This is a genomic window from Sinomicrobium kalidii (assembly GCF_021183825.1).
GTDB classification, from domain to species: Bacteria; Bacteroidota; Bacteroidia; order Flavobacteriales; family Flavobacteriaceae; genus Sinomicrobium; species Sinomicrobium kalidii.
Map to the genome: position 1 here is coordinate 2468607 of NZ_CP089211.1, position 15681 is coordinate 2484287.

Below are 15681 nucleotides of genomic sequence, written 5' to 3' on the forward strand. Positions count from 1 at the left end.
GGATTATTCCAACAACTGAAATTTTAAAGCATTAATAAATACTAAAATAGATTAAAAATATTCCAAGCCGATGAAAAAGTTCTCATTTGTTTTTGTAGTGTTTGTTTGTATTATGATGGCAGGCACAGGCTTTGCACAGGACAGCCTGGTCACCTATGATGTTCCCAGGAAACTTTTTTATTCCATGCACAACGATGATTTTACCGTGCAGATAAGGAATCCCGGAGGACAATGGATGGACCTTTACGAATACAAAGTGCAGGTAGACATGGACCGGGTGCAGGAGGCCTCCATGGTCTATTTTGATTTTTCGGGAACAGTAGAAGTAAAGATCCGGAAAAACAACGGACTGGTGAATACCGTGGACATCAGGCCATTATCTTATGAGATCACGCCGGAGGTAAAAGGCAATATCATTCAATTTACGCTTGACAAGCCCAGGAATATTTCCGTAGAAGTGGACGGGGACAGACTTCACAACCTACACCTTTTTGCCCAGTCTATTGAGGAAAACCGCCCGGACCCCAATGACCCTAATGTGGTTTATTTCGGTCCGGGTGTACACGAAGCCCCGGATAAGCCGGGGGATGTCTTCCAGGTCAAAAGCGGGCAGACCGTGTATATCCATGGCGGGGCTGCAATCAGGGGAAAACTGCTATGCAACAATGTTAAAAATGTGCGTATCATCGGAAGGGGCATCATTCTGGAACCCGAACGGGGCGTAGAGATCCGCTTTTCCGAAAATGTGGAAATTGATGGGATCCATGTAGTGAATCCGAAACATTATACCGTTTACGGAGGGCAATCCAGGGGATTGAAGATCAAAAACCTGACCTCCTTTAGTTGCAGGGGATGGAGTGATGGCATTGACCTGATGAGTTGTTCGGATGTGGAGATCGATGGCGTTTTTATGCGTAATTCGGACGATTGCATTGCCATTTATGCCCACCGCTGGGATTTTTACGGGGATGCAAGAAACTATAAGATCTCTAACTCTATCCTCTGGGCGGATATAGCCCATCCCACTAATATAGGGGCCCATGGAAATACTGAACACGAAGGAGATACGATTGAAAATATCATCTTTTCCAATATCGACATTCTGGAACACGATGAAGATGATCCATGCTGCCTGGGCGCTATGGCTATCGTAGCAGCTGATAACAACCTGGTGCGGAATGTGACTTATGAAAATATCCGGGTAGAAGATATACAGGAGGGGCGTTTGTTTGACTTACGCGTGTTAAATAACCCAAAATACAATACCAAGTCGGGAAGATCCATCGAAAATATCCGTTTCAGGAATATTACTTACAATGGTTCGGGTGTTCGCCCTTCCCGGATCAAAGGATACAACAAAGACCGGATGATCAATGGCGTGACTTTTGAAAATGTGACGATTAACGGTGAGAAAGTAACTTCTCCCGAGGAAGGCGATATTATCATCGGGGATTTTGTGAAGAATGTAAGGTTTAAAAAATAAAAATAGTCACTTCACTGAAAATATTTCCGTTCTGTTTATATGGAAGACGGGAACGAAACCCCGGATGCTGCCTGTAAAGAACTTTCCCTTGAACCGGGCAGCCTTCCGGGTGTCTCTGTACCTCACGTAAATTTACAATCAAGTCATAGGCAAAATCCGCCTGCAAATACCGAAATTCCGTTGATATGTTTGCCCTGCTTTGAAGTAAAAAACTGTTTAAGATTGTAAACAGGGTTCCCTTTCCTGATTGTTTCTTCAAATTCAGCATTTGTTATTTTTTTAACCCGTTAAATGATATTTAGACCGTAAAATGGGTTATAATTTATCAATATTGGATTATAGTTGATATTCCTTATAAGCCGGTCTGGCTATCATTGTATGCTGAAACCAAACTTCTTCCGAACAGCTTTTTACCGCAGATCATTGTCTTGTCTTTTTCAGGATAAAACTAATAGTAAAGTGATAGAACAAGGGAAGGAGAGAACCAAACCAAAATTTTTATGAAAAAAGATGATTTTGTCAGAGTAAGAACACGGATGGGGGGCCTCATCGGTGTTCTATGGCTATGTAGCATGTTTGGCAGCCTGTATGCACATCCGGGAGCCATTCGCCGGGATATGGGAAAGATATTTTCGAAAGTCACCGGGAAAATAACCTCGGCAACAGACGGCCAGCCACTGCCGGGAGCCACGGTAATGGTTAAGGGAACTTCAACAGGAGTGGTGGCCGACTTTGACGGGAATTACGAAATAGAGGTGGACGATCCGGCCAATGCCGTATTGAAGGTCTCTTTTGTAGGATTTAAAACCATAGAGATTCCCGTAAACAATCAAAATACCATTGATGCGGCATTGGAGGAAGACCTTGCCCAGTTGGAGGAAGTTGTAGTTGTGGGATATGGAAAACAAAAGAAAGCGACGCTTACCGGGGCTGTTGAACAGATAAGTTCCGATGTTTTTGAAGACAGGGCCGTTACCAATCCGGCTTTGGCACTTCAGGGACAAACCCCCGGATTGGTAGTGACGAGGAGTTCGTCCCGGCCGGGTAATGAAGGAATAGCCTTCCGTATCCGCGGAGCTTCTTCTGTTAATGGCTCCGATCCGTTGATCATTATAGACGGCGTACCCGTGGTCGATGAAACTGCCTTTCTGAATATGAACAGCGATGATATCGAAAGCATTTCGGTACTTAAAGACGGTGCGGCCGCTATCTATGGCTCCCGGGCTGCCAATGGAGTGGTTTTGGTAACTACCAAGAGGGGAAAGGGAAAAGTCAGGGTGGATTACAACGGCAATTTCCGTTTCAACACCAATGGTTTGATAGGATATGCGCCAAGTATGCAGGAATATGCCACAATGTGGATAGAAGCCAACAGAGAAGAGCTAACACCGAACTGGTGGATCTGGGGAGAAGAAAACCTGATGCAGATGCAGCAGGGAAAGGAAGGGAAGTTTGATCTTTTTGATACGGATTTCTATGTCTACAATGCCAACCGGATCGATGAGATGTTTGCTACCCGCTATTCATTTCAGCATAATCTGAGTGTTTCCAGTGGCGGGGATAAATCGGGTTACCGCTTGTCTTTGGGGTATGCCGATAACCAGGGAAACCTGGCAACGGCCTATGATGGAGAAAAGCAATACAACGCCCGTTTTAATTATGATTACCAACTGTCTGAAAAATTAAAATTATCGTCAAACATCAGTATTATTCATGCGCATACCAGTCAGCCTTCGCGGGGATTGGGAAATATTCTTTATTCGTTCGATATGCCTTTCTTCCCGGCCAAAAACCCGCTTGGCCAATGGTTTGCTCCCTTTAACGGGATTGACGGGGGAGCGATTAAAAATTCGGCAGCCACGACTTCCGATGCGGGAAGGTACGATAAAAAAAAGCTTACCGGCAGGGTCGATCTGAAGGCTACTTATAATATCTGGGACGGATTGGCTGTGGAAGGATTGGCCTCATTACAGAATGAAAGGTTTGATCACGAACACTATGTAGTGCCCGTACAGCTTTACGACTGGTACGGCAACCCCACAAACTACGCCTATAAAACCGACGGAACGAACAACGCCTACACGGCCGGCAGCGAATCGAAATTCTACCAATACTACCAGGCATTGTTGCGTTACGAAAAAACCTTTGATGAGGTTCACAATATTTCGGCCATGGCCGGGATCAATGCCGAAAAATACACTTACCAGAGGCTCGGTGCAAGGCGTGTAGGCTTCGAAGACCGGGGTATTTACGACATTAGCGCGGCCTCCAAGGAAACGCAGACCAATGACGGTTTTAAAACACAGAACGGTCGCTATTCCTATCTGGCAAGACTGAACTATAACTACGATGAAAAATACATTGTTGAAATGGTCGGGAGAAGGGACGGTCATTCACGCTTTGCATCCGGATACAAGTTCAAAAACTTTGGTTCCGTCCAGTTGGGCTGGGTGTTTACCAACGAAGATTTCCTGAACCCTGTCGCGGACATTCTCGATTTCGGTAAGATCAGGGGAAGTTATGCTACTACAGGGAACTCGGCAGATAAAGAACTCAATGACTTTGACTACCTCTCCCTGATTCATATAGGAACACAGATCCTGGGGCAACCTGCCGCACAACAAACCGCTACGAGTTTAAATAATAACGGGCTCATCAGCAATACCCGTACCTGGGAAAAGGTTACCCAGAAAAATATAGGTGTCGACCTCGGTTTCTTTAACAGCCGCCTCACCACTTCTTTCGACCTTTACGAAAAAGATAACTCGGGTATGCTGATCAATGTTACCTATCCCTCGGTTCTGGGAGGTTCGGCGCCAAAGACCAACAACGGAAATTTTAATACCAGGGGCTGGGAATTTGTGATCGGGTGGAAAGATTATAAAAAGGATTTCAGTTATAATATATCCTTTAACATAGGAAATACCAAAACCCTGGTGGACAATGTAGAGGGGGCCGATAACTACAGGGCCGGCCGTAATGGTATAGTAAACGGTTATCCGTGGAAATCCTGGTTTGTGTATAAGACCGATGGTTATTTTAACAGCCAGGAAGAAGTAGATGCGTATTACCAGGCCTATGGCGATAGTGATAACCTGGCAAATCTGCCCCAGAACAACCAGGCCGTTACACTGCGCCCGGGCGATACCAAAAAGGTGGACGTAGCGGGGACCGGGAATATCACGTCCAACGGTAATGAAGAAAGCTCACTGGTCTACGCCGGCGATGGCGAACCGCATTATACTTTCGGTTTTAACCTGGGCGGTTCGTGGAAAGGATTTGATCTCAACGCTTTTTTCCAGGGCCACCTGGAGCAGAATATCATGCGTAGCGGATATATGGCCTATCCGTTCGGGGCCATATATACAAACCAGAACCCGACCTTTTTGGGAAAAACCTGGACAGAAGAGAACCCGGGGGCTGCATACCCGCGTTTGACGGTTAATTCTACACGTGCCAAATGGAATTATGCCAACAACGATTTTATGTTGCAGAACAGCCGGTATATCCGGTTAAAAACGCTGGTTGTAGGCTATACATTACCTGAAAAAATCACGGAAAAACTCAGAATGAGAAAATTACGGGTGTATTTCTCAGGAAACGACCTGTGGGAAGCCACCGCCATTAAAGATGGATTTGATCCCGAAGCGGGAGCGAATGCTACCGATGGCGATAATGCAGGCTATCCGTTTGCCCGTACGTGGTCTTTTGGAGTAAATATTGGATTTTAATAACCAGTAATAATTAAAAAAATGAAGACAATATTCAACTATATAATTTTCGGAGGGCTTTTTCTGGGGTTCCTGGGATGCCAGGACGATTTTATAGACCTGGAACCGCCCGCCCAGTTTACAGATGCGGCATATTTTAAAAAGCCGGGAGACTTTAAGGATTTTACGACCAGTTTTTACGATCGGCTTCAGGGATGGAGTTTTGGCAATATGGACAACGGTACGGATTTATCGGCCAATGCTAACGGCAATGGTACTTCCCTGGGGCATGGAACAATTGCCGTGGGCGGAACAAGCTGGGACTATTCCGGTATCCGTAATTGCAACATTTTATTGGCTCAGGCAGCCGAATATACCGGTACGGGTAATATCGACCAATATACGGGTGAGGCTCATTTCTTTCGTGCCTATATCTATTTCAATCTACTCAGAACTTTTGGCGGTGTCCCTTTGATAACAACGGTACTGGATGTGGATTCCCCCGAATTATTCGGTCCGCGGAATAGCCGGTATGAGGTGGTTTCACAGATTTTGGCAGATCTTGATGAGGCGATCTTAAAACTGCCGAACGATCAGAATATTCCGTCAACCGATAAGGGCCGGGTTGGCAAATGGGGAGCAATGGCATTAAAAGCACAGGTGGAGCTGTACGAAGCCACATGGGAAAAATATGTGGGGACCTCGGCAGACGGTGATGGAACAACGGAAGGCGCGGGTTCAGTGATGCCTTCGGAATACCCCTCCGTTAACGCCATGTTACAGGATGCTGTTACCATGTGCGAAGAAGTCATGAACAGTGGCGGCTATGAATTGTGGAATAAAAATACCGATCCTGACATGGAAAATTTGAGTTCCTGGTATTTGTTCAACCTTGAGGATGAAGGGTCTAACCCGGGAGGGTATGACAAATCCACGAATAAGGAATTTATTTTATACAAGGTATACGACTTTAACCTTAAGCAGTCCGGCCAAAATATTACCTGGACCTCCTGGCAGCTGTACCCGAGCCGTAAATTTGTGGATATGGCGGTTTGCAGGGATGGATTGCCACCTTCAGAATCACCCTTGTTCCAGGGATACCGAACCGCCGGTTCCGAATTCGAAGACAGGGATTTACGCCTGTTGAACTACCTGTATGCCTCTACTACGGCACCTCAATCCGTCACTTTAAGTTTTGGAGGCCTGGGTTCAAGCGGTTACGGCAACAGCAAATATGCCGTTTACGGTTTTGGCGATCGCAGAAAAGATAACGAAGAATCAGCCAACTGGCCTATTCTCCGTTTGGCAGAGGTCTATCTTATCTATGCAGAAGCACTGTACGAATTGAACGGAAGCATTACCGACGCGCAACTGGATGCCTCGATCAATAAATTGAGGGACCGTGCGGAGGTGGCGCATCTTACCAATACACTGGTTGCCGAAAACGGTCTTGACATGCTACGGGAGATCAGGAGGGAAAGAGCCGTTGAACTGTATCGGGAAGGAAAACGGTTTGATGATCTGAAACGCTGGGGCATGCTCGAAGAAGCATTAAACCCCTCCCGCCTGGGGAGGGTAGTGGGAAGTGCTTCGTACCCGACAGATTTTGTTGATGAATCCGGGAACCCGACGGAGGCTTATGACGCCAACTCCTATTTATGGGGTGAAGAAGCCGTGGAGACCCCCGAAGGCGTGTTAAACTGTGTGGTGGTCGATAGCAGACTCAACCATACCGTAGAGGAAAAGCATTACCTCTGGCCGATACCCATGGATCAGATGGCCCTGAACGACAGTTTGCTTCAGAACCCGGGATACTAACCAAAAACAGGATATGATGAAAGAAAATATCACCATTCGATATGCAGCAAATGCCGTATTGTTGTTTGTCATTTTTGCATCTTTAGTGCTTTGTACCACTTCATGTGAACAAGACCCCGATTTCAGGGAGTTTCCCAAACCGGAAATCACCGTGGAGGACTTCACTCCCAAATCCGGCCGGCCCGGAACCCGGTTAACGATAACCGGGACCAATTTCGGAGAAGAAAAAGGAGCGGCCAGAATAGCATTTAACGGGGCTACGGTAGAAGGAGACAGCATTGTAAGTTATGCCGATACCGAGATGGTTGTTACGGTCCCCGAAGATGCAGGTACCGGTCCTGTTTCGGTGACCGTGTGGGGCTATACACAAGTTACTGCCGATGATTTTACCTATATCCCCGGTGCTTCGATAACAATGGTCGATACGGAACGGGGACAGCCGGGAGATGAAGTGACCGTTACAGGAACGAATTTCAGTTCGGACATCAATAAGGTAAGCGTTTTTATAGGAGAAACTCCCGCAGAAGTTATTTCTGCCACGGAAACCGGGATTAAGTTTAAAGTTCCCGATACGGAATCAAATACTATCGTTTTAGATATTGACGGACAGGAAATAGAAGGGCCGTATTTCTTAATAGGTGATGAACTGATTACAGGAACCCTTATCGGCCATGAAGGATCATGGGGCGACAACCCGGATACAGAGATCACCGCAGCCGTAGATGGCGATGTAAATACCGCCGTAGATGCTCCGTCAGCTACGGGTTATGTAGGCTATGATATGGGAACAGGTAAGGCTGCACAGCTGACATCGGTTCGTTACGTTCCGCGGGAATCGCATCCGCAACGTATGGTGGGCGGAGAGATCAGGGGGGCAAATGACCCGACATTGTCTGATGCTGTTACTCTACATACCATAATGGAAGCGCCCCCCGCAGGCGTTTATACGGATATCTCCATAACAACGACTGAAAGCTACCGGTACATTTATTATTATTCTGAAGACGGCAACTGTAATATAGCGGAGATCGAATTTTACGGTAATGTTGTAGAAGCGGTTATTCCCGAGGGGAAATATGTTTTTGAGTTTAACACTTCCGGTGCAGACGACTGGATTCCTCAACAGGATGCCTCCTGGATAGTGGAAGACGGGCAGTTAAAAGTTACCTTCAATGCCTCGCAGTTTGATGGTACCAACAAGCGCAGGGCAGACCTGAAATACAATATTGCCGGTAAAGGGAATTGGATTTATACAAATGAATACCCTATCATGGCCATGAAAATAACCAACAGGCCCGCTGAAGGGAACCTGCGCTGGGATATTCCGGATATCGGCAGTTTTGACAATAATGACCACCATAGCGATTTTGAAGCCCTGGATGTGATCTACTGGGACTTTTCGGAGAAGAGCACAGAAAGCAGAATAGAGACCAGCCTGGTTGTACAGCTTAAAATTGCAGACATCACTTCCGCTGAAACAGGTTACGAGGTACATTGGGTCAGGACGTTCAAAAACGTGGAAGAACTGTCTGATTTTATTGAACGGTAACAACGTAAATATAACACGGGCCGGTAAAAGTTGCCGGCCTGTATTTCCTTAAATTAAATATATAAGCCATGATAAAATTAACAATGTTCAGAGGGATACTGCTTTTTTTGGGAGTGTCCCTGTTTCTGGGATGTGGAAAAGATTCGGCCGGGAATTTTGAAGAAGACCCGGAAGCAAACGATGAAACACGGGAAGAAACCGAACCTGAAAAAATAACGGTCGATGAAAACAAGACCTTCGTACATCCGGGACTGTTACATACCGGCGAGGACCTTGACAGGGTCAAGGACAGGGTAGATGCGGGAGAAGAACCCTGGATCTCGGGTTGGAACAAATTAACGGCCAATAGCCATTCTTCTTCCGGCTATACGCCTGCCCCGGTTGAAAAACTGATAAGGGGCGGCAATTCTCGTGAAGAACCGGAGCCCGATAATTACTCCAGGGCGTTTAACGATGCGGCAGCAGCCTACCAGAATGCCTTGAGGTGGAAGATCAGCGGCGATGTCGCCCATGCCGAAACCGCTATTAACATATTGAATGCCTGGGCCGCTACCTGCAAGGAATTGAGTGGGGATTCGAATGTGGCACTGGCTGCCGGTATATACGGATACGAATTTGCCAATGCCGCAGAACTGATGAGAGATTACGAAGGATGGGTGCAGGAAGATTTTGAGGCGTTCAAACAATGGATGCTGGATGTCTTTTATCCGGTAAGCCATGCATTCCTGGAAACCCATTGGGGCACATGTAAATCGCATTACTGGGCGAACTGGGACCTGGCCAACCTTGCCAATGTCATGGCTATAGGCGTATTGTGCGACAGGGCAGATCTCTATAAATACGGCATGGATTACCTGATGGAAGGAGAAGGGAACGGGAATATCCATAACGCGATTAACTTTATCCATCCGAAGTCAGCCAACGACGATACAGATCTGGGACAGTTACAGGAGAGTGGCAGGGATCAGGGACATACACTCTTATGTGTCGGTTTATTAGGTATAATTTGCCAATCGGCCTACAATCAGGGCGAAGACCTGTATGCCTATGACGATAACCGGATACTGAAGGCGGCGGAATATGCCGCAAAATACAACTTTGCCAATCTCGATGTCCCGTTTGAAGAATATACCAGAAATTATAAAGACCCCTGGAGTGTTTGCGGGGGAGTTGAAGTCCATACCGAGGTGAATGCATCCGGGAAAGGAGGAAAGCGTCCCATCTGGGAACTCCTGTATCATCACTATGTGGTAAAGGAAGGAATTCCGGCCCGGTACACCACTATGGCGGCACAGGTACACCGCGTTGAAGGTGGTGGCGGTGATTACGGCCCCAATAGCGGAGGTTATGACCAGCTCGGGTTCGGTACTTTGCTTTACAGCCGGGAATGATCCGGTAGTAAGAACCTCGGGGACAGTGTAATGCAAAAAAATGTCCCCTGGTTCCCCCCTGTTCTTCTGCTATACCCGGGAACCGGACATGAACACATCTGAATACCCAATCAACCAAATTTTACATAACTATGAAAAAAACTACTACTATTTTAAAGATCGCATTACTGCTCTTTTTCGCGGGGCTGTTTTCCGGCGGGATCACGGCACAGGAATTTGTGCATCCCGGAGGCCTCCATACCCTGGAAGACCTCAATCGTATGAGAGACAAAGTAGCTGCCGGGGAAAGCCCGTGGATAGAAAGCTGGAATGCGCTGAAGGCCGATTGGAAATCGAGTGCCACTTATGGTATATCCGGCGGTGTCCTGGAAAATGCCAACCAGCGACAGAACATGAACAGGGATGCACAGGCGGCTTACCTGAACGCTATCCGCTGGTACGTCTCCGGGGATGTAGCCCACGCCGAAAAGGCTATAAGCATATATAATGCCTACGCCAATACTGTAAACCAGGTCCCTTCGGGAGGAAATACAGATATCCTGGGACTGGGAGGTATAGGTTTTACGGCGATGGCCATAGGTGCGGAGATCATGAGGCTTTATGAGGGCTGGGATCCTGAAGATTTTGAGAAGTTCAAGTTCATGATGAAGGAGTATTTCTATCCCGTAACCCATGACTTCCTGACCAACCATCGCGGTGCATGCCCTACACATTATTGGGCAAACTGGGACCTGAACAATATTTCCGCACAGATTGCCATAGGTATTCTCGTGGATGACAGGGATATTTTTAATGAGGGCGTGAAGTATTTTAAAAACGGGATCGGAAGCGGAAATATTCACAATGCCATTCCCTTTGTCCAGGGAAACTTCGGGCAATGGCAGGAATCCGGCAGGGACCAGTCCCATGGCATGCTTGGCATCGGATTGATGGCCAATATCTGTCAACTGGCCTGGAACCAGGGCGAGGACTTATATGGTTACGATGATAACAGGTTTCTAAAAGGTGCGGAATATGTGGCCCGTACCGGTGCACTTTCACTCCCGGCGCCGTTTTTTGAAGAATATAACAGTTGCTCCAATCGCAGGCATCGCTGGGTAGCCGGCAATGCCCTGGGAAGATATTTTGACCAGCCTGTCTGGGAGGCGGTTTATAACCATTATGTAGTAAAACAGGGACTGGAGGCGCCCCATGTCAGGGCCATGGCGCAAATTATGAGGTTTACGGGCAGTACAAACGACCAATTGGGGCATGGCGGGCTCACTTATACTTTGGATGCTAATCAATCACCGCTCACCTTTGCGGCACCTCCCGGACAATTACAGGGATTAATCGCAAATGAAGGGATAGGAAGGGTACAATTGCGCTGGAATGCACCCGAAAGCATGAATGCCAGAGGCTATATTGTCAAGCGTTCCACAACCCCTGGCGGACCTTACGAAGAAATATCAAGAGGAGGGAGTACTAACCCGGTATATACCGATACCAACGTAGACAATGGCACCACCTATTATTATGTGGTATCTGCTCATAATAAGAAAGGGGACGGACCGGACTCAGAAGAAATAGCCGCTACACCTGTGGAAGGGATAGAAATAATGCCGGAGGGGTGGACCCGCACAGACATTGGGGAGCTACAAATTGAAGGAGAGGCCATTTATGCTGAGGTTAATACAGGCCATACTTTTATAACCAAGGGAGCAGGAATCGTTGGGGGCACCTCCGACGCCTTAGGCTTCACCTACGGAATTGCTTCGGGGGACGTAACACTTAGTGCGAGGGTGAATGATTTTGGAGGGGTACAAAAAACGGGGATTATGATCCGGGAATCCCTGGATCCCGATGCCAGGACGGTACTGATGAAAATAGGAGATATAGGATGGCGCCTTGCCGGAATGGGTGTGCGCTCCGAGACGGGTGGGAATATGGAATGGATAGGGGGTAACCGCTATACATGGAGACCTGAAATCTGGTTTAAGATTTCCCGATCGGGGAACACTTTTACGGTATACGAATCCAATAACAAAGAAGAATGGTTTGAAGTAGGCAGCCGAACCATAGAAATGGCTGAGCATGTATATGTGGGGCTTTTCAACAGTTCCGGAAATACCTCTTCCCGGAATACTACCCGGTATGACCACGTTTCTGTCACAGGATTCGATGGTAGTGTGCCAGAGGCGCCTGCCAACCTTACGGCTTCGGCAGGCAACACCCGGGTCACCCTGGATTGGGATGAAGCAACTAATGCTTCCGGCTATACCTTAAAACGTTCTACGGTAAGCGGAGGGCCTTATGAAGAGGTGGCTACAAACCTTAATGAAACCGGGTATACAGATTCAGACCTCGATAATGACACCACGTATTATTATGTGGTCACAGCAGCAAACTTTGCGGGCCAAGGTGCCAGTTCCGAAGAAGTAAGTGCAACCCCGCAATTAGCAATACCTCCCGAACCCATTAATGTAAGGGCCACTTCCATATCCGTACAACAGGTCGATCTTACCTGGGAAGAAAGCCTTACGGCTGAAACCTATAAGGTCAGGAGAGCAACAACCGGCGGAGGGCCATATACTATTGTTGACAGTCTCACCGCCACTTCTTACAGTGATCTCAGCGTTACCGAAGGGAGCACCTACTATTATGTGATTACCGCAATTAATGAAAAAGGAGAATCGGCTAATTCCGAAGAAGTGCGTGCCGCTCCCGGAAAAATCGCCTATCTGGCTTTCGATGAGACCGAAGGCAGTATTGCGGCCGATACCTGGACCGATACGGACGGCACGCTCATGGGCGGGGCGACCTGGACCGAAGGTATTGTAAACAACGGGATTTTACTCAATGGCTCCGGTGATTCTCATGTTGAATTACCCGCCGGTCTTATGACCGGGGTGAACGATTTTACCGTCAGTACCTGGGTGAAACTGGATGAAAACCCCACCTGGGGCCGTATCTTCGATTTTGGCTCGGGAACAGACAAGTATATGTTTTTAAGCCCGGGAAGTAGCAGCAACACGGTGCGCTATTCCATCAGGAACGACAACATCGATCAGCAGATCAACAGTTCCCCGGCACTTTCTGTAGGGGACTGGCATCACGTGGCAGTGACCCAATCGGGCGACGTAGGGATCCTTTATATTGACGGGGAAGAAGTCGGCCGTAACGAGAATATGACCCTCAGTCCGGCAGATCTCGGGAACACTGCCCAAAACTGGATCGGGAAATCCCAGTGGCCGGACCCGCTTTTAAAGGGTACCGTAGATGAATTCAAGATATACAGCAAAGCCCTGGACGCTTCGGAAATAGCATCCGTTTATCAGGAATTGGCACCGCCGGATTCACCGAAAGACCTGGGCATTGACATTGCGGAAAATATGGTCTCATTAAGCTGGTCCGCGAGTGAAACAGCTACTTCCTACAACATTAAAAGGGCATCGACACGGGAAGGGCCATACAATACCATCGCAGAAGTTACTACAACTTCTTACGAAGAAAGTTATACGGAAGGGGACACTTATTTTTATGTGGTTTCCGCCGTCAATTCAAATGGCGAATCGGTCAATTCAACCCGGGTAAGTACAAATCTTCACAAATATATATACCTGAAATTCGATGAGGCCGAAGGCAATATCGCCTCCGATTCCTGGTCGGGCCTGGACGGTACGCTGGAAAGTGGTGCAGGCTGGGGCGAAGGTACGGCAAACAATGCCGTTCAACTTGACGGTACAAACGGATCATACGCAACCCTTCCCGAAGGGATTATGACGGAGATAAATGACTTCACCATCTGTACCTGGGTTCGTTTGGACGAAGTGGCAACATGGGCCCGTATTTTTGACTTTGGTACCGAGAACGAGAACTCCATGTTCCTGACCCCGGAGACATCGACTTCCGGCGAAGGGATCCGGTTTGCTATTAAGACCCGGAGTGGATATCCAAAGTTATCCTATAACCATACCTGGGAACCAGGTACCTGGACGCATATAGCGTTGACCCTGAGCGGGAATACCGCAACAATGTACCTCAACGGGGAGCAGGTAGCTTCCGGTACCGATTTCACCAAACGGCCTTCAGACCTGGGCACCACCACCAATAATTACCTGGGAAAAGGGCAGAATGCGGTGGACCCGCATCTGAAAGGCGCTATGGATGAATTCAAGATATTCAACAGGGCCTTGTCTGCTACCGAGATCCTGGATGCAATGAAACTGCCGCCCTATGTTCTGGCGAAGGATATAACCGTTGCGCTGGATGAAGAAGGCCAGGCAGTGATTACCCCGGAACAGGTTGACGACGGTTCGGAAAGCTACCGGGGTGATCTCGGGCTGTCATTGGACATAACAACTTTTGACTGTTCTCATATACAAACTCCGGTGAAAGTCACCCTGACAGGTGCGGATGATATGGGATATAGCGGCACATCAACGGCAACGGTTACCGTACTGGATAGCCTGAAACCCTCCGTTGTTGCACCGGCCGAACAGTTTTATTGCTACGATGATACCGAAACCTATTCGGTCCCCGAATTGATCGCGACGGATAACTGTGGAATTGATGAAGTTAAATACACCGTTAGCGGAAGTACGGCCAGAGAAGGAACAGGTGTTGATGCCAGCGGTAACTTTAATGTTGGTGCGTCGACGATCACCTGGACGGCCACAGATGTTCAGGGCAATCAAAGTGTCGATTCTACTGTTGTAGTGGTAAACCCTCCCTTAACGGTAGCGATAGCCGATGCCTATGCTGTTGATCAGACGTCCGCAGTAGCGCCCAATACCATCTACCCGGGTTATGGCCCTGCAGAAATACTTACCATCCGGGCAAATGCCTCCGGAGGTGAAGGGGCATATACATATTCCTGGGATACGGGACAAAATACCGAAGCCATAAATGTAAGTGCCGAAGGAACCTATTCGGTAACAGTTACCGATGCAAAAGGATGCAGTGCTACAACGCAGATCAGTATCGCGGAAGTCAATGTCGGTTGCGGGAAATGGGGGCGTAAAGTCGAGGTCTGTTTCCACGACAGCAAATTGTGTGTTGAGTCACTGGCGGTAGCTTATTTATTGGATTATGGTGGGCACCTGGGGACCTGCAGTGCAGAAACTGCTGTGAATGCAATGCCAACGGAAGAAGATCACTTTATCATCTATCCCAACCCTGCACATGATTTTATTGTCATTACGGCAAAAGAGGCGCCGGAAACCAATGCTACCGTACAGATTTTTAACAGTACGGGGCAATTGGTAAAAGCAAAGGAATTTAGCGGTAAAAAAGAACAAATTCTGGATGTAAAAGGACTGCCAAAGGGAATCTATGTCATAAAAATAAAGGATGAACACAGCGTCACCACAAGAAAAATAATCAGGAATTAGGCAAAAGAACCATGATTTATCTGTTGTGGATGATAATTGCAACCCGTTTTTCCCGGGGAAACTTAAAATTGCAGTATAAAACTATTTTCTCATAAATAGTCTGGGTGGTAAAGAGCCGGGGGGCAGGACAACGATACAAACGCTTTGCTCCCCAGGGCTCTTTTGAATGTGTCAGATAACAAAAAAGTTAGTAGTTAAGAAGAGGTATAGAAGGCATGCCTGGAAAGGCCGTGGCCCTTTCAGGTTCTATACCTCTTCTTTTATAAAAAAACGGAAACGGACAGGTCGGTATGTGGTGCCATTTTGAATAATAAACGACGAATGCTGAATATCGAATGCTGAAGTTAAAAACGCACAA

The 15681-nt window shown here is 47.5% G+C and carries 7 protein-coding genes; 6 read left to right on the top strand and 1 reads right to left on the bottom strand.

The features are described 5' to 3' along the window. The first annotated feature begins 70 nt into the window (after positions 1-70). The gene (locus LS482_RS09895; RefSeq protein WP_233031623.1) at positions 71-1483 is read left to right on the top strand and encodes a glycosyl hydrolase family 28 protein; all 1413 of its coding nucleotides are present in this window, start codon (positions 71-73) and stop codon (positions 1481-1483) included. Here the strand turns inward: LS482_RS09895 and LS482_RS09900 are convergent. Further along, positions 1473-1751, bottom strand: coding sequence for a hypothetical protein (locus LS482_RS09900; RefSeq protein ID WP_233031624.1), 279 nt, complete (start codon positions 1749-1751; stop codon positions 1473-1475). The genes LS482_RS09895 and LS482_RS09900 overlap by 11 nt on opposite strands. A 232-nt stretch (positions 1752-1983) precedes the next feature. Between LS482_RS09900 and LS482_RS09905 the strand changes: the two genes are divergently transcribed. From LS482_RS09905 to LS482_RS21845, 5 genes are all read left to right on the top strand, one after another. After that, positions 1984-5214 (top strand): SusC/RagA family TonB-linked outer membrane protein, encoded by a 3231-nt coding sequence (locus LS482_RS09905; RefSeq protein ID WP_233031625.1) that lies wholly within the window; start codon positions 1984-1986, stop codon positions 5212-5214. Between the two features lie 21 nt (positions 5215-5235). Beyond that, positions 5236-7011, top strand: a complete 1776-nt coding sequence (locus LS482_RS09910; RefSeq protein WP_233031626.1) for a RagB/SusD family nutrient uptake outer membrane protein — start codon at positions 5236-5238, stop codon at positions 7009-7011. 13 nt (positions 7012-7024) lie between these two features. Next, positions 7025-8560 carry a DUF4979 domain-containing protein gene (locus LS482_RS09915; protein WP_233031627.1) on the top strand — a complete coding sequence of 512 codons (1536 nt, stop codon included), beginning with the start codon at positions 7025-7027 and terminating at the stop codon, positions 8558-8560. A gap of 68 nt (positions 8561-8628) precedes the next feature. Then, positions 8629-9951 carry an alginate lyase family protein gene (locus LS482_RS09920; protein WP_233031628.1) on the top strand — a complete coding sequence of 441 codons (1323 nt, stop codon included), beginning with the start codon at positions 8629-8631 and terminating at the stop codon, positions 9949-9951. Positions 9952-10082: 131 nt separating this feature from the next. Further along, complete coding sequence (locus tag LS482_RS21845; RefSeq protein WP_233031629.1) at positions 10083-15323, top strand: LamG-like jellyroll fold domain-containing protein; 5241 nt, start codon at positions 10083-10085, stop codon at positions 15321-15323. Positions 15324-15681 lie beyond the last annotated feature (358 nt).